This window comes from Pseudomonas imrae, assembly GCF_046352735.2.
Lineage (GTDB): Bacteria > Pseudomonadota > Gammaproteobacteria > Pseudomonadales > Pseudomonadaceae > Aquipseudomonas > Aquipseudomonas imrae.
On the sequence record NZ_CP110853.2, the window covers coordinates 1,788,023 to 1,803,035 of the forward strand.

15 protein-coding genes are annotated in these 15,013 nt (G+C 59.3%); 2 read left to right on the top strand and 13 right to left on the bottom strand.

What is annotated here, in order from left to right; genetic code table 11:
• Nucleotide 1: 1 nt before the first annotated feature.
• The 8 genes from OQ460_RS08210 to minC all read right to left on the bottom strand — a co-directional run bounded on the left by OQ460_RS08210 (nt 2) and on the right by minC (nt 8,160).
• Complete coding sequence (locus OQ460_RS08210; protein WP_410021327.1) at nt 2-1,348, bottom strand: amidohydrolase; 1,347 nt, start codon at nt 1,346-1,348, stop codon at nt 2-4.
• 51 nt (nt 1,349-1,399) lie between these two features.
• Nucleotides 1,400-3,559 carry a mechanosensitive ion channel family protein gene (locus tag OQ460_RS08215; RefSeq protein WP_410021328.1) on the bottom strand — a complete coding sequence of 720 codons (2,160 nt, stop codon included), beginning with the start codon at nt 3,557-3,559 and terminating at the stop codon, nt 1,400-1,402.
• Nucleotides 3,560-3,632: 73 nt separating this feature from the next.
• Nucleotides 3,633-3,800 carry a hypothetical protein gene (locus OQ460_RS08220; protein ID WP_410022106.1) on the bottom strand — a complete coding sequence of 56 codons (168 nt, stop codon included), beginning with the start codon at nt 3,798-3,800 and terminating at the stop codon, nt 3,633-3,635.
• 116 nt (nt 3,801-3,916) lie between these two features.
• Nucleotides 3,917-5,206, bottom strand: a complete 1,290-nt coding sequence (locus tag OQ460_RS08225) for a M18 family aminopeptidase (protein WP_410021329.1) — start codon at nt 5,204-5,206, stop codon at nt 3,917-3,919.
• Between the two features lie 118 nt (nt 5,207-5,324).
• Complete coding sequence (locus OQ460_RS08230; protein WP_410021330.1) at nt 5,325-5,960, bottom strand: RluA family pseudouridine synthase; 636 nt, start codon at nt 5,958-5,960, stop codon at nt 5,325-5,327.
• 190 nt (nt 5,961-6,150) lie between these two features.
• The gene (minE, locus tag OQ460_RS08235; RefSeq protein WP_084381587.1) at nt 6,151-6,405 is read right to left on the bottom strand and encodes a cell division topological specificity factor MinE; all 255 of its coding nucleotides are present in this window, start codon (nt 6,403-6,405) and stop codon (nt 6,151-6,153) included.
• Between the two features lie 3 nt (nt 6,406-6,408).
• Nucleotides 6,409-7,221 (bottom strand): septum site-determining protein MinD, encoded by an 813-nt coding sequence (gene minD / locus OQ460_RS08240; protein WP_154743210.1) that lies wholly within the window; start codon nt 7,219-7,221, stop codon nt 6,409-6,411.
• Between the two features lie 201 nt (nt 7,222-7,422).
• Complete coding sequence (gene minC / locus OQ460_RS08245; RefSeq protein ID WP_410021331.1) at nt 7,423-8,160, bottom strand: septum site-determining protein MinC; 738 nt, start codon at nt 8,158-8,160, stop codon at nt 7,423-7,425.
• A gap of 118 nt (nt 8,161-8,278) precedes the next feature.
• On the opposite strand from minC, the gene OQ460_RS08250 reads away from it, so the two are divergent.
• Nucleotides 8,279-9,211, top strand: a complete 933-nt coding sequence (locus OQ460_RS08250) for a lipid A biosynthesis lauroyl acyltransferase (protein WP_410021332.1) — start codon at nt 8,279-8,281, stop codon at nt 9,209-9,211.
• 32 nt (nt 9,212-9,243) lie between these two features.
• Nucleotides 9,244-10,392, top strand: coding sequence for a patatin-like phospholipase family protein (locus tag OQ460_RS08255; protein WP_410021333.1), 1,149 nt, complete (start codon nt 9,244-9,246; stop codon nt 10,390-10,392).
• Between the two features lie 17 nt (nt 10,393-10,409).
• Here the strand turns inward: OQ460_RS08255 and OQ460_RS08260 are convergent, their stop codons facing one another.
• The 5 genes from OQ460_RS08260 to OQ460_RS08280 form a co-directional block, all read right to left on the bottom strand.
• Nucleotides 10,410-11,195 carry an outer membrane protein OmpK gene (locus OQ460_RS08260; RefSeq protein WP_410021334.1) on the bottom strand — a complete coding sequence of 262 codons (786 nt, stop codon included), beginning with the start codon at nt 11,193-11,195 and terminating at the stop codon, nt 10,410-10,412.
• Nucleotides 11,192-11,587, bottom strand: coding sequence for a hypothetical protein (locus OQ460_RS08265; RefSeq protein WP_410021335.1), 396 nt, complete (start codon nt 11,585-11,587; stop codon nt 11,192-11,194). Before OQ460_RS08265 ends, OQ460_RS08260 begins: the two co-directional genes overlap by 4 nt.
• 59 nt (nt 11,588-11,646) lie before the next feature.
• The gene (locus OQ460_RS08270; protein WP_410021336.1) at nt 11,647-13,002 is read right to left on the bottom strand and encodes a nucleobase:cation symporter-2 family protein; all 1,356 of its coding nucleotides are present in this window, start codon (nt 13,000-13,002) and stop codon (nt 11,647-11,649) included.
• Nucleotides 13,003-13,133: 131 nt separating this feature from the next.
• The gene (locus OQ460_RS08275; protein ID WP_410021337.1) at nt 13,134-14,432 is read right to left on the bottom strand and encodes a urate hydroxylase PuuD; all 1,299 of its coding nucleotides are present in this window, start codon (nt 14,430-14,432) and stop codon (nt 13,134-13,136) included.
• Between the two features lie 51 nt (nt 14,433-14,483).
• Nucleotides 14,484-14,987 (bottom strand): ureidoglycolate lyase, encoded by a 504-nt coding sequence (locus OQ460_RS08280; RefSeq protein WP_410021338.1) that lies wholly within the window; start codon nt 14,985-14,987, stop codon nt 14,484-14,486.
• Nucleotides 14,988-15,013: the final 26 nt, after the last annotated feature.

Sequence of the window (15,013 nt, forward strand, 5' to 3'; positions counted from 1 at the left end):
CTCAAGGTTGCGCGCTGGCATACAGATAATCTGTAGCCAGCGAAGCCAGGGTCCTGACTCCCACGACCAACGCCGACTCATCCACAAAGAACCCCGGATTGTGATTGGGCGCCGCCTTGCTCATTTCCTGGTCCCGCGGGGTCACCCCCAGAAACACGAACAAGCCAGGCGCCTCCTTGGCATAAAACGAAAAATCCTCAGCTCCACCCACCAACGGTCCTTGTTTCACATCACCGTTGGCTGCCCACTGCAGGCTTGGCAGCATCTTCTCGGTCAGCGCCGGGTTATTGATGGTTGGGTCGTACTTTTCAATGATCGTCACCTCGGCCTTCGCGCCACCGCTTTCAGCAATCTTCTCGACGGTCTGGCGCACATCCGCGTGCAGTTTCTGGCGGATGCCATAGTCGTAGGATCGAATGGTTCCACTCATGTCCACAGACTCGGGAATGATGTTGTAGCGAGTACCGCCATTGATGGTGCCGATGCTCACCACGGAGGGGAACGATGAAATGTCGGTGCGACGACTGACCACGGTTTGCAGGCCGACAATGGTTTGCGCGCCTACCGTAATTGGATCGATGCCATCCCATGGCCGGCCGGCGTGGGTCTGTTTACCGAGGATTTTGATGCGCAGGTCGTCGGAACTGGCCAGCGTCGGCCCTGCACGATAGGCGATCTGCCCGGCGGGTATGCCAGCCCAGACATGCAGGCCGAAGACCGCGTCTGGCTTGGGCGATTTCATCACGCCTTCCTGCACCATCATCTTCGCGCCCCAGGTGTTTTTGCCATCGGGAATGAAGTCGCTCGGGCCTTCTTCGGCAGGCTGGAAGTAGAACACGACGGTGCCCGGCAAGCGGTCGCGCATACCGCTGAGGATTTTTGCGGTGCTCAGCAAAATGGCGGTATGGGCGTCGTGGCCGCAGGCGTGCATCACGTCCACTTCCTTGCCCAGATAAACGCCTTTGGCTTTCGAGGCAAAGGGCAGGTCGGAGACTTCCTTGACCGGCAGTGCGTCCATATCCGCGCGCAGGGCCACGGTCGGGCCGGGCAACGCACCTTTGAGGATGGCCACCACGCCGGTGCGTGCAACGCCGGTTTTTACCTCCAGGCCCATCTCCCGCAATTGCCTGGCGACCAGGTCGGCGGTGTGCTTTTCGGTATTGCCCAGTTCAGGATGGGCGTGGATATCACGACGGGTTTCCAGCAGGGTTGGCTCGATGATTTTCGCCTGTGCAGCGATTTCTTCACGGGCGTGGTCCTGGCCGCTGCTGGCGGCGATGATTGTACTGCTGGCGACGCCGCACAACAGACCAAATACCCATTGGTGTTTAAGACCGGTTAACCGCATAGGGGCTTCTCCATGATTATTATTGTTGATCTTCGTGTCGTCCGGGCAGCGCTATTCTTTCTCTTGAGCACCTGCGGACGCTGTTACCACTTGCACGCTCAGGCGCGGCGTCGCCAAGTCCATGCCGGCTTCATCCATATGACGCTTGAGAGATAGATTGAACGCCCGCGACACTTCCCACTGCTTGATCGGCGCCGTCTTGAAGCGCGCGCGCAGGATGGCGTTGCCGGACTCGAAGCTTTCTACCCCCTGGAACTCCAGTGGCGACCAGATATTGCGACGCTGCAGCGGATCGGCGCGCATTTTCTGCCCAACTTCGCGCATCAGTTTGATTGCCTCGTCGATGTCCATGCTGGCGGGCACCGCAACACGGAAAATCGCATAGCCGAATTCCCGGGAATAGTTTTTGATGCTCTTGATCTCGCTGAACGGAATCGTATGCACGATTCCGTCGATGTCCCGCAGGCGAACGGTGCGGATCGTCAGCCCTTCGACGGTGCCGAGGTGGCCGCCGACATCGACATAGTCGTCGATGGCCAGGGAGTCTTCGATGATGATGAACAGGCCGGTGATCAAATCCGCTACCAGCGACTGGGCACCGAAACCGATAGCCAGGCCGATTACACCGGCACCGGCCAGCAGTGGCGTGACGTTCATGCCCATATTCGCCAGCGCGACGATGGCGGCAATGATGAAGATCGTCACAAATAGCACGTTGCGAATCAACGGCATCATGGTCTGCGCCCGCGCGTTGGCCAGGCCTTTGCGCGAGCGGGTGAGAGCGTGGTGGATGGCCGTGTCGGCAAGGATCCAGATCAGCCAGGAAAACAGCAACGTACCGCCGAGCCCGAGCAGCTTGACGCCGACTTCGTGGCCCTCGCCTTCGATAAAGCGAATCAGCGACAGGCCCCAGACACGCAGGCCCAGTTCGATAAACACGGCCCAGACCAGCAAGTGGGCGAGGGTGTAGATGAAACTCTTCAAGCGCTCGGAATACAGCGCGTGGCGCTTGTGCCCGCGCTGGGGCTTGAGTGAGTGACGGCGCACGAGGCCGTTGATCACCATGCACAGCACCAGCAACACGGTGCACAGCAATGATTGGCGTAACGCTGTGCTGGTATCGCCCGCCGAAACAAAAGTGGCAAATAGAGAGATGCCGACCAGCAACAGCGCCGGCAAGTACCAGAACGAACCGACGACTTCGATGGTATCGCTCAGGGCACGACGGGTCAGGCGGCGCGACAGCGGCTGATTGCGTATCAAGTGTGCGATGGGCCGGCGAAAGCGCAGGACAAACACGCCGGTGGACAACGCGGCCATCACATTGGCGAACGTCGCGGCGGTATGCGCAAGGTGCAGGCCCAGGCTTTGCATCATGCGAGGGTCGCTCAAGGCCTCGCCGAAGGCGGCGAAGCTGCCGATCAGCCACAGCGGACGAAAGGCCTGGCGGCGCAGGATGTACAAGGCCCGGTGTCGATGCGGGCCGTCGAGCAGCGAGAACGCAATCACGCAGATTGCCGAGAAGCAGGTACCGACCACCAACGCGTAGGCGAGCACCATGGCCAGGGATTTGCCCAGGGAGGAAGGGAGTGCGTAACTCAAGTAGACGGTGATCACCAGGGCGATCAGCCAGGGGCCCAGCTTGCGCAGGGCGAAGCGCAGCATGTCCCAGGTCCGTGGGTGTTGCGGCAGCTCTTCGGGCAGCCCGAAGCGTTCGCGCAGCCGGTGGCTGAGCCAGATCAGCGCCGCAGCCAGCAGGCTCCAGAGTGCCAGGATCATCGCAAAGCCAAAGATAATGGGCAGCCATTCGCTGGCGGGAAGCATCAAGGCATTGAACTCTCCCTTGGCCTGGTCGAACTCGCTGGACCAGCGGCCCAGTGGGCTGTCAGCGCCGGAAAACTGCTGTTCCAGGCTCGCCAGGGTGCCGCCGATCAGGCCAAGCACGCCTTGTTCTGCCACTGGCTGGGCTTTTTGCGTGGCTTCGCGCAGTTTTTTCAAGTCGCTCAGCAGTTGCGTGCGCTGCTGGTCGTTCTCCAGGGTCTTGATCACTTCATCCAGTGACTGGCCCAAAGGAACATCGGCCTGGGGTTGGGCCTTGCTGGAGCCGCCCAGCATGCCGGGCAGGCCGACGGCTTGTGCGGGAGCGATCGGCAGCAAGATCAACAGACAGGCGAACAGGTAATACGACAGGGTAAAAAAACGGGAAAACACGAGGCGGTCAACCTTGGAAACGACGAATTGACCGAGTGTACGAGGCCGTTATTCCCAATGCGAGTGCAATTGGCTATTCAGCCAGCTTGGCGAGGATCTTGTAGACCACCGTTGCGAGGATCAGCAGCATACCGATCCACATCCCGAATACGCCGAGGTTCTTGTCGCGGAAGTTGAATCCGACGGCCAACAGGATCATGCCGATGAGGATAGGGATGAGCATGGAGTGGAATGCGGACATGGAGATCATAAGGTGACGGCCTTGTCGTTGGGGATAAGCCAAGTCTAGGCCGCTTTGGCGACGGCTGCTTTGATGTATGTCAGATGTAGACGCAGCGGGTCTGGGACCCGCCGCGGTCAGGGCAAATCGCGACTCGCATAGAACGCGCTCAGCACCTTTACAAGGTGCGTGAGGTCATGGCTGCCGCACAGTTCGCGAATCGAGTGCATGGCGAAGGTCGGCAGGCCGATGTCCACGGTGCGTACGCCCAGGTGGCTGGCGGTGATCGGGCCGATGGTCGAGCCGCAGCCCATGTCGCTGCGCACTACGAAACTCTGCACCGGGACTTCTTCGGCCATGCACAGATGGCGGAAGAACCCGGCGGTTTCGCTATTGGTGGCGTAGCGCTGGTTGCTGTTGACCTTGATCACAGGCCCGGCATTGAGTTTGGGGCCGTGATTGGCGTCGTGTTTATCGGCGTAGTTGGGGTGGATACCGTGGGCATTGTCCGCGGACACCAGCAGTGACTTCTGAATGGTGCGCACGAACTCATCACCTTCAGGCAACAGGCGGCGCAGGGTTTGTTCCAGCATCGGGCCGTCGGCACCGCAGGCCGAGCAGGAGCCGACTTCTTCGTGGTCATTGCAGACCAATACGCAGGTCTCGTCGGTATCGCTGGTGAGCAAGGCTTGCAGGCCCGCATAGCATGACAGCAGGTTGTCCAGGCGCGCACCGGCAATAAAGTCGCCGTGCAAACCGATAACGGCAGCATCCTGGGTGTCGTAGAAGCTCAGTTCATAGTCGAGCACCACATCGGCATTCAGGCCATGCTCGCGAGCCAGTTGGTCGGTGAGCACCGCACGAAAGTCCACCCGCTCATCGCCGGCAAACTGCGCGAGGATTGGTGGCAGTTCGGTCTGGGCATTGATCGCCCAGCCCTGATTGGCTTCACGGTTCAGGTGGATGGCCAGGTTGGGGATGGTGGCGATAGGCAGCTTGAAGTCGATCAACTGGCTTTCGACCTTGCCGTCGCGCCGGAAGGTCACACGGCCCGCCAGTGACAAGTCGCGGTCGAACCACGGTGCAAGCAACGCGCCGCCGTAGACTTCCACGCCCAGTTGCCAGAAACCCTGGCGTTGCAGTTCCGGTTGCGGCTTGACGCGCAGGCACGGGCTGTCGGTATGGGCACCCACCAAACGAATGCCGTCTTGCAGTGGAGCGTGGCGGCCGAGCTTGAAGGCAATGATCGAGGAGTCGTTGCGGGTGACGTAGTAACGACCGTTGGCCTCGGTGGTCCAGGTATCGCGCTCGTCGAGGCGCTGGAAACCGGCTGCTTCCAGGCGCTGGGCGAGGGCAGCTGTGGCATGAAAGGGGGTGGGAGAGGCCTTGAGGAAGTCGATCAGGCCTTGGTTCAACGCTTCGCGCATAAATAGCTCCAGACAGCAATGCGCGCAGTTTACCGTATTGGTTTGGCTCCGTGGCGAGAAGTGACGCAGATCGAGTGTGTGCGAGCAAGCCCGCACACACATTTAGCTGTTTTCAACTTTAGAACGGGGCGGGACACTCGAAACGCAAGCGTTCGCCGCTCTGGGGATGGGTGAAGCTCAACATGCTCGCATGCAGGCACAAGCGCGGCCAGGCAGCCAGGGCCTGTTCGTGGGCATACAAACCGTCGCCCAGCAACGGATGACCGATGGACAACATATGCACGCGCAACTGGTGCGAGCGCCCGGTAATTGGCGTCAACTCAACCCGGCACCAGTCGCCGCAACGCTCCAGCACTTTCCAGAAGGTCAGGGCGTGCTTGCCGAACTCGTGGTCCACCACGTGACGCGGCTTGGTGGGTGGATCGTAGCGCAGTGGCAGGTCGATACTGCCGCTGTCGAGCGTCGGCTGGCCCCAGCATAAGGCGACATAGGCCTTTTCGGTTTCGCGGTCGTGGAACTGGCGCGACAGTTCACGATGGGTATCAGCGTCCCTGGCCAGCAAAATGATGCCCGAAGTTTCCCAGTCCAGACGATGGACGATGCGGGCTTCGGGGTAGCCGTTTTCCTGCAGGCGCGTGATCAGGCAGTCCTTGTTGTCGTCGGCACGACCAGGCACCGACAGCAGCAGGGTAGGCTTGTTCACCACCAGGACGGCAGCGTCCTGGTGAAGAATATGGATGTTGGACAGCGGCATTAAACAGCCTCGTAACAAACGCCAACGGCGGCTGCGCTAAACACCCTCTGTAGGAGCGAGCTTGCTCGCGAAAAACTCAAGGGCAGCGCGTTCATTCAGGATAAACGCAGTGTCCTCAGGTTCTTCGCGAGCAAGCTCGTTCCTGCAGAAAGGCCAGATAGCGCAGCCGCCGTGGCGACTACCTGTTCGATCAACGATCAGGCAGGGTGATATTGAGTTCCAGAATCGAGCAGCTGCCGTCATTTTCCAGGGCGACATGCACGTCATCGTTACCGATATTGACGTACTTGCGGATCACCTCCACCAGCTCCTTTTGCAAGGCCGGCAGGTAGTCCGGGGTGCTGCGTTGGCCGCGTTCATGCGCCACGATGATCTGTAGACGCTCTTTCGCTACCGACGCGGTACTTGGCTTTTTGCTGGCACGAAAGAAGTCGAGAAATTTCATTATTTAGTTGCCTCCAAAGATACGCTCGAAGAATCCCTTCTTCTTAACATCGAGGAAGCGATGTTCCACGGTCTTGCCCAGCAAGCGATCGACTGCATCGCTGTACGCCTGGCCGGCGTCGCTCTGGTCGTCAAGAATCACCGGTACGCCCTGGTTGGAGGCCTTCAGGACCGCCTGGGATTCCGGAATCACACCCAGCAGGGTCACTGCCAGAATATCCTTGACGTCTTCAACACCAAGCATTTCGCCATTGCTGACGCGCTCAGGGTTGTAGCGGGTCAGCAGCAGGTGTTCCTTGATCGGGTCTTCGCCCTTCTCGGCGCGCTGGGATTTACTGGCCAACAGGCCCAGCATGCGATCCGAGTCACGCACCGAGGAAACTTCCGGGTTGGTCACTACGATAGCTTCGTCGGCGTAGTACATGGCCAGGTGAGCACCGGTTTCGATACCCGCCGGGGAGTCGCACACCACGTACTCAAAGGTTTCCTTGAGTTCGGCCAGGACTTTACCCACGCCTTCTTTGGTCAGTGCGTCTTTGTCGCGGGTCTGGCTGGCGGCCAGCACGTACAGGTTCTCAAGGCGCTTGTCCTTGATCAGGGCCTGCTGCAGGTTGGCTTCACCATTGACCACGTTGACGAAGTCATACACCACGCGGCGTTCGCAGCCCATGATCAGGTCAAGGTTACGCAAGCCAACGTCGAAGTCGACGATGACTGTCTTGTGGCCGCGCAGAGCGAGACCGGTACCGATAGCGGCGCTGGTGGTGGTCTTACCCACACCACCCTTGCCGGATGTAACCACGAGAATCTTGGCCAAGGTGTTTCACCCCTAAGGAAAAAGGACCTTTCAGTCCCTGAAAAACATCTCTTGAAACTCGCTGCAGGCGGACAGTCTTCGTAGGAAAAAAATGTTCCTTCCGTAAGGGAAAGCTCCAAATTCAAATATTCCTACACAAGTCTTGCCGGTTTCGCTGTGCTATCAGAGTCTAGAGATGCTTGGAAAATGCGGCAGTATCCGTTAAAGACGGATGATGTTCAACACATCGCCCGACAGGCTGACTTGTACCCCGGCCCCCCACAGCGGATCGCGGCGCAAATCTTCCGAAACCTTGTACTGGCCTGCGATGGACACTAATTCAGCGGTTAATTGCTGGCAAAAAATACGTGCCTTGGTATCGCCCTTGATACCGGCCAATGCACGTCCGCGCATCGGGCCGTATACATGGATGTTGCCATCGGCGAGAAGTTCCGCGCCGGGACTGACCGGAGCAACCACTACAAGGTCGCCGCCCTGGGCGTAAATCTGCTGTCCGCCGCGTACGGGCGAGGTGATGATCTTTGTCGGCTTGATCGTCGGTTCCGGCGGTTTCTCCGGTTTTTTCTTCGTTTCGCCGTCCGTCGGATCCAGCGTGCGCTCGCGAGCGCCGGACGGAGGCAGTACTGGCAGTTCAATGGCGATGGCGGCCGCAATATCTTCAATACGGCTGGCGCGAATGGCCAGGGTACGCAGGCCATGCTGGCGGCACACACGCATCAAGCCAGGCAGGTCGATGGCACCCTGGCCTGCGGGTAATTTGTCGAGGGCCAGCACCAGCGGGGCGTTGTTGAAGAAATTCGGCGCCAGTGCAACCTTGGCGGCGAGCTGGCGGTCCAGGGCGTCGAGGTCGTTGCGCGCCAGTTCCAGCACGGTAATGGCGAGCATGCTGCCCTTCAGCTGGAACACGGGATCTTGGTCTAGCGATTCAGTTTGGCTCATGGTCGGCAAAGCGGCTTGTCACGAAAAGTGTCGAGACTTATAACGAGAACATCTGCTAGCCGCAAGCCGAGTCGAACCGTTGTAGAATGCGCGGCCCTTGTCTTTACCGGAATCTGTAATGGATCGCCCGCGTTTTCGAGCTGTATTTTTTCACCCGCGTTTCTGGCTGCTATGGCTGGGACTCGGTTTGCTGTGGCTGATCGTGCAGTTGCCATACCGGGTTTTGCTGGGGATTGGCCGCGTCCTGGGGGCGTTTATGTACCGGGTGGCCGGTGATCGTCGACGTATTGCCGAGCGAAATCTGCAACTGTGCTTCCCGGAAAAGTCTGCCCGGGAGCGTAAACATTTGCTCAAGGAAAACTTTGCTTCCACCGGCATCGCCTTCTTTGAAATGGCCATGAGCTGGTGGTGGTCCAAGCCTCGGTTGGCACGCCTGGCCCATGTCGAAGGCCTGGAGCACCTCAAGCAGGCGCAATTGGAGGGCAAGGGCGTGATTCTCATGGCCCTGCATTTTACGACCCTGGAAATCGGTGCTGCCCTGCTGGGGCAGAAGCACACTATCGATGGGATGTACCGTGAGCACGGCAACCTGCTGTTCGACTTCATCCAGCGGCGTGGCCGCGAACGGCACAACCTCGACTCCCTGGCTATAGAGCGTGAAGACGTGCGCGGTATGCTCAAGCTGCTGCGTGCCGGTCGGGCCATCTGGTATGCGCCGGATCAGGATTACGGTGCCAAGCAGAGCATTTTTGTGCCGTTGTTCGGGATTCAAGCGGCCACGGTCACCGCCACCAGCAAATTTGCCCGCTTGGGCAAGGCCCTGGTCGTGCCGTTTACCCAGGAGCGCCTGGCGGATGGCAGCGGTTACCGCCTGGTGATTCATCCAGCCTTGAGCGATTTCCCCGGCGAAACCGACGAAATCGATTGCCTGCGTATCAATCAATGGGTGGAAGCCTCGGTCCGTGAATGTCCAGAGCAATACTTGTGGACCCATCGCCGCTTCAAGAGCCGGCCACCGGGCGAACCCAAACTGTACGAAAAACGCCGCTGACGGCGCGACCCAATCCCACATGGAGTGATGCAATGCACCCAGCTGAACCGGTCACAGGCTTGATTCTTTCCGGCGGCGGGGCGCGAGCGGCCTATCAGGTGGGCGTTCTGGCGGCGATTGCCGAGCTGCTGCCACCGGGTGCGCCCAACCCATTTCCGGTAATCGTCGGCACCTCGGCCGGAGCAATCAATGCAGTGAGCCTGGCCAGTGGTGCCATGGATTTCAGCGCGTCGATCCAGCGGCTCACGACGTTCTGGCAGGGCTTTCGCAGCCACCTGGTGCTGCGCAGCGATTGGCCAGGCGTGATCCGCCAGGCCAGCCGCTTCCTGACACGCAGCTTGCTGGGGCTGGGTTCACCGGTCCCGGTTGCATTGCTCGACAGCTCGCCGCTGCGCGATCTGCTGCAAGACAAGTTGCACCTCGAAGGGATCGACGAAGCTATCCGCCACAAACACTTGCACGCAGTGGCCGTCACCGCTTTTGGCTATGAGTCCGGGCAAGCTGTGACCTTTTATCAAGGCGGCGGCACCATTGACGCCTGGTTGCGTCATCGCCGCATTGGCTTGCCCACTGCATTGACCGTGGAGCATCTGTTGGCCAGTTCCGCGATTCCCCTGTTGTTTGCCCCGGTCAAACTCGATCAGGAGTATTTCGGCGATGGCGCCGTGCGGCAATCGGCGCCCATCAGTCCTGCCTTGCATCTGGGTGCCACCCGCGTGCTGGTGGTCGGTGTCAGTGGTAACCCGCGATCTGTGGATCCTTCTGCACCGCTTCAGCGCACGTACACCGGCCAGGAGCCAACCCTGGCGCAGATCGGTGGGCATATGCTCAACAGTACGTTCATTGACAGCCTGGAAAGCGATATCGAGTTGCTCGAACGTCTGAACCAGTTCAGTCACCTGCAACCGGTCGATAGCGCCACGCGGGGGATTTCGCCGGTGGACGTGTTGGTGATTGCGCCAAGCCAGCCCATCGATGAAATAGCGGCCCGTCATCGTCAGGAGTTGCCGGCGGCGTTGCGTTTGTTTTTGCGTGGGCCGGGGGCGACCAAGACCAGCGGGGCGGGGGTGCTCAGCTATCTGTTGTTCGAGGCGGGATATTGCAGCGAGTTGATTGAGTTGGGCCGGCACGATGCATTGGCCAAGCGCGAGGAGCTATCACGATTCCTCGGCCTGGCTTAGCTTCAAACATTCAGCCGTTAGAAGTGATACTTGAGCAAAAAGCTCGCCGTATCCTGGGTGGTCTTGAACGCGCCCGAGTCTTCAATCCCATACTTGTTCTTCCAGTAGTCGTATTCGAAACCGACATACAATTGCTTGTCGCCCCAGTTCATCGCCTTGCCCAAGTCATATTTGACCTGTGGGTTGAAGTGCAAGTTGGCGTGGGACGTACCTCGGGCGTTTTTATCGTTATCCACTACCCAATCCATAAAGCCGTCGATCAGCACATCGGAGTTGCCGACGGGAATGGTGTACGACCAGACCGGAGTGATCTGCCACACGCCGTCACCCGGGCGATTGCCTTCGGTATGGCGCTGGTAGAAGTTCAACTGGAAGTAGTCGAAACCAGGGATTGCCAGGTCAAAGGCCGGGCCCACCAGGTAGGACTCGTTATCGCCTTCGCCGAACTCGTAAGTGAATGCCAGCAATACGTCTTTGATCGGTCCGAAAGCCAAATCCTTATCAAGGATCTTGCCAAATGACAGTCGTGGACTGAACTCGCCGTAGTAGGTATTGGGGCCAACGTTGCCATCTTCCTTGCCGTTATAAAAGATGCGGTCGAAGAAGAAGAAGTTGTCGCCGTACTTCCAGGCATCGGCGTGCTCGAACGTGACGGTTTGTTGGATCTGTGGGTTAACAGTGAAGTTCTTGCCCCACAAGTAGGTCAGGCTGTTGTTCTGCCACTGCAGCAGATCTTCGGCCAGCGCCTGGCCCCCGGCCAACAGGGAACCGGCGAGTATCAGGCTGTTCACGGTACGTTTCATTCGGTTGCTCCCGAGTTAAAGTTTTGTGTTTTTCTTCTAAACAAAGCGCTCTGGGTTGGCGCTTTTTGAGGTGCAGCAAAAATCGTCTGTTCGGTCAGCTTTAGTGCTTTTAGCAAGAGCTGCGCCAAGGCATAAAAAAAGCCAAAAAAACCCCGCCGGCTGCGATAAACGCAGTCGAATCCAAGGCTTTTTTGCGTGCCGTGTCGGCTGACCGTGGGCCGGGGTAAGTTGGCCTTAAAGTCAGGTTTTACATTCGCTGTTTTTTTTTGAGTTGATTTGAGCGGGCGCGGAGAATACTGGCTCCCAAGCCTGTGCTCAAGTGCGCTGTTACAGAGCGCCTGGGGCGAGAATGGGGCGCGGCCTGGAGCCGGCCCCGGGTGGATGGCGTGCATGGTGTTGCTCCCTGATCGTTCTTATTGTTGTTGTGACGCCGGGTGAGCGGTTTTCTGAATCAATGCTGGTGAACGTGTGCCGTGGCGGCCGCGCGTTCGGCACCGCCCAGAATGTTGAACAACAGGTTCAGCGACAACGCGCTGATGGTCGCCATGGCGATGCCGCTATGGGTGATCGGACTCATCCATAGCGGCAGTTGGGCGAAAAACTCAGGACGCACCACCGGAATCAAGCCCATTCCGATACTCACCGCCACCAGCAGTTGGTTGCGACGGTCGGCGATGTCGGCTTCCTGGAGGATCTTGATTCCGGTCGCGGCTACCATGCCGAACATGGCGATGGCTGCGCCGCCGAGCACCGCAGGAGGAATCGAGGCGACCAGGAAGGCTGCCTTGGGCAGCAGGCTGAGGATGATCAGGAAACCCCCGGCCGCGATGGTCACCGAGCGACAGCGCACGCCGGTCATCTGCACCAGGCCGATGTTCTGTGCGAAAGAGGAGTGGGTAAAGGTATTGAAGAACCCTGCGAAGAATGACGCACCGGCATCACACAGCAGGCCGCGTCGCAGCATCCTTGGGCTGACCTCTTGGCCTGTGATCTTGCCCAGGGCCAGGAACATGCCGGTGGACTCGACAAAAATGATCACCACCACCAGGCACATCGACAGGATCGGCGCCAACTCGAACTTCGGCATGCCGAAATGCAACGGCGTAACTACTTGCACCCAAGGCGCCTGTGCCAGGCCGCCGAGATCGACCATGCCGAGCAACCCGCACAAGGCATAGCCCAGGGCCATGCCGATCAGCACCGAAATATTGACCCAGAAACCGTGCATGAAGCGATTGATCAACAAAATGGTCGCGAGGACCAGGGCCGCGATGGCCAGGTAGATAGGCGAGCCAAACTGCACGGCGGTAGCACCGCCGCCGGCCCAGTTCACCGCCACTGGGAACAGCGAAAGACCGATGGCCGTGATCACTGTTCCGGTCACCAGGGGCGGAAAGAAGCGCACCACCTTGGACATGAACGGCGCTATCACGATGCCAAAGAAGCCGGCGGCGATAGTCGCACCGAAGATCCCTTGCAGGCCGATCCCCGGCATTCCCGCCATGGCCACCATGCTGCCGACGGCGGCAAAACTGGCGCCCATCATCACCGGCATCCGGATGCCCACCGGGCCGATGCCCAGGGATTGCACAATGGTGGCGATCCCGGCGACCAGCAAGTCGGCGTTGATCAGGAAGGCGATTTCTTCACGGCTCAAGCCTGCGGCCTGGCCGATGATCAGGGGCACTGCCACAGCACCACCGTACATCAGCAATACGTGTTGCAGGCCTACCAGGATGAGTTGCAGCAGGGGGAGCCGCGCCATGGCGGGTGCGGCAGGAATCTGCGGTTCGGCTAACTCGGACATGCAACACCTCGGATCTTTTTTATTTTTGTGTTGTTTGGCATTCAATTGCCAGGTGGAGCTCATTCTTCAAAGCACCAGCGGACCCTGTGGGAGCAAGCCCGCTCCCACACAATCTCCCACATTTCGATCAGTCAGTTGGTACGTGCCCCCTGGGTGATCCAGCTGCCAATCAAGTCCCGTTCCTGCTGGGTCATCTGGGTGATGTTGCCCAGCGGCATGATCTGGGTCGCGACCGCCTGGGCTTGAATCCGCGCCGCCTGTTGCTGGATCTGAGCGGGCGTATCAAACACCACTCCGCCAGGCGCAGTACTGAACAGCGGGCTGGTGGGCTTGGCCGAATGGCACACGGTGCAACGTTCTTCGATCACGCTGTGAACCTTGCCGAAGTCCGTCGATGCCTGGGCCGGTGCCGGTTCGGCGGCCGGCGCGGGCGTTGCGGGTGCAGCAGGTTTCAGGCCACCGCCCAATGCGGTTTCCGGCAAGGGCTGGTACTCGATGGCGGCAGGCGCCTTGGCCACATCCGGTGCCGTCGCCACAGGCTTGGGACCTGTGACATAGGCCAGGCAAATCATCGCCAGGGCGCCGACGGGCAACGTCCACGCGTATTTCTGGCTGTCATGACGGGTGTTGAAGTAATGACGTACCAACACCGCCGCCACCGCGATCCCGGCCAGGATCAACCAGTTGTATTGGCTGCCGTAGGTGCTCGGGAAGTGGTTGCTGATCATGATGAACAGCACGGGCAAGGTGAAGTAGTTGTTGTGGCGTGAACGCAGCAGACCCTTGGCCGGCAGCGCCGGATCAGGCGTGCGGTTTTCCGCGATAGCTGCCACCAGCGCACGCTGGGCCGGCATGATGATGCGAAATACGTTACCCACCATGATGGTGCCGATCACGGCGCCCACGTGCAGGTATGCACCACGGCCACTGAACACTTTGCTGAAGCCATAGGCCGCTGCAATCAACAGCACGAACAGGATCAAGCCGAGCAGGGCAGGGCGTTTGCCCAGGGCCGAATCACAGAGAAAGGAGTAGATGAACCAGCCGGCAAACAGCGAGCCGATGCCCAGCAAGACACCTTCGGTGCCGCTGAGACTGCTACCGGGGGCGAGCAGGTACAGCGTCGGGTTGAGGTAGAACACCACGCACAGCAGCGCGACGCCCGACATCCAGGTGAAATAGGCTTCCCATTTGAACCAATGCAGGTTGTCCGGCATGGTCGGCGGGGCCAGTTTGTATTTTTCCAGGTGGTAGATACCGCCACCGTGGATTGCCCACAAGTCACCGGCCAGGCCGTTCTTGGGGTTGACGCGATTAAGGTTGTTTTCCAGCCAGACAAAGTAGAAAGAAGCGCCGATCCAGGCGACGCCAGTGATCATGTGAACCCAGCGCACGCTCAGGTTCAGCCATTCCAACAGATGTGCTTCCACAGTCTTTACCTCTCGCCCGTCACCCTTGTTGTCGGGTGATCGGACCTTCTCTTATTGGTGGGGGGCGAGGATCAACCGCTCATCCTCTTTGAAAAAATGCTCATCGCAGTTATTGCCTGTGCCACTGCGATCAACCACCAGGAAGTCATCCCGCTTTTCGATCGTCAGCACCGGATGGTGCCAGACGCCGCGATGGTAATTGATGCCCTGCCTGCCGTTGGTGACGAAGGCGCGGACCAAGCCTGATACAGGTACATCGCCAAGTGGCGCGACCACGATCAGAAAGGGGTTGCCGAGCAGCGGAATGAAAGCCTGGCTGCCCAGCGGGTGTCGCTCCAGCATGCACACGGTCAACGGCATGTCCTGCGCGTCGGCGCGGAAGATGCTGATGATGGCGTTGTCCTCTGGCGTGGCGGTCTCGACCGTTGCCAGTTTGTGAAAACGCATGGTCGAACCGTTGTTGATCATGAAGTGATCGCTGCCATCGGTTTCGATAACGTCTCCGAAAGGCGCGAAGGCTTCTTTGGTCAAGGGTTCGATCATCAGTGTGCGCATGGCTGTCTTCTTATCCGAATGCTGTG

Excerpts from the sequence above, each read along its gene's own strand:
- OQ460_RS08210 (WP_410021327.1), bottom strand. The coding sequence starts at position 1,348 with ATGCGGTTAACCGGTCTTAAACACCAATGGGTATTTGGTCTGTTGTGC.
- OQ460_RS08220 (WP_410022106.1), bottom strand. The coding sequence starts at position 3,800 with ATGTCCGCATTCCACTCCATGCTCATCCCTATCCTCATCGGCATGATC.
- OQ460_RS08225 (WP_410021329.1), bottom strand. The coding sequence starts at position 5,206 with ATGCGCGAAGCGTTGAACCAAGGCCTGATCGACTTCCTCAAGGCCTCT.
- OQ460_RS08230 (WP_410021330.1), bottom strand. The coding sequence starts at position 5,960 with ATGCCGCTGTCCAACATCCATATTCTTCACCAGGACGCTGCCGTCCTG.
- minE (WP_084381587.1), bottom strand. The coding sequence starts at position 6,405 with ATGAAATTTCTCGACTTCTTTCGTGCCAGCAAAAAGCCAAGTACCGCG.
- minC (WP_410021331.1), bottom strand. The coding sequence starts at position 8,160 with ATGAGCCAAACTGAATCGCTAGACCAAGATCCCGTGTTCCAGCTGAAG.
- OQ460_RS08250 (WP_410021332.1), top strand. The coding sequence starts at position 8,279 with ATGGATCGCCCGCGTTTTCGAGCTGTATTTTTTCACCCGCGTTTCTGG.
- OQ460_RS08255 (WP_410021333.1), top strand. The coding sequence starts at position 9,244 with ATGCACCCAGCTGAACCGGTCACAGGCTTGATTCTTTCCGGCGGCGGG.
- OQ460_RS08260 (WP_410021334.1), bottom strand. The coding sequence starts at position 11,195 with ATGAAACGTACCGTGAACAGCCTGATACTCGCCGGTTCCCTGTTGGCC.
- OQ460_RS08265 (WP_410021335.1), bottom strand. The coding sequence starts at position 11,587 with ATGCACGCCATCCACCCGGGGCCGGCTCCAGGCCGCGCCCCATTCTCG.
- OQ460_RS08270 (WP_410021336.1), bottom strand. The coding sequence starts at position 13,002 with ATGTCCGAGTTAGCCGAACCGCAGATTCCTGCCGCACCCGCCATGGCG.
- OQ460_RS08280 (WP_410021338.1), bottom strand. The coding sequence starts at position 14,987 with ATGCGCACACTGATGATCGAACCCTTGACCAAAGAAGCCTTCGCGCCT.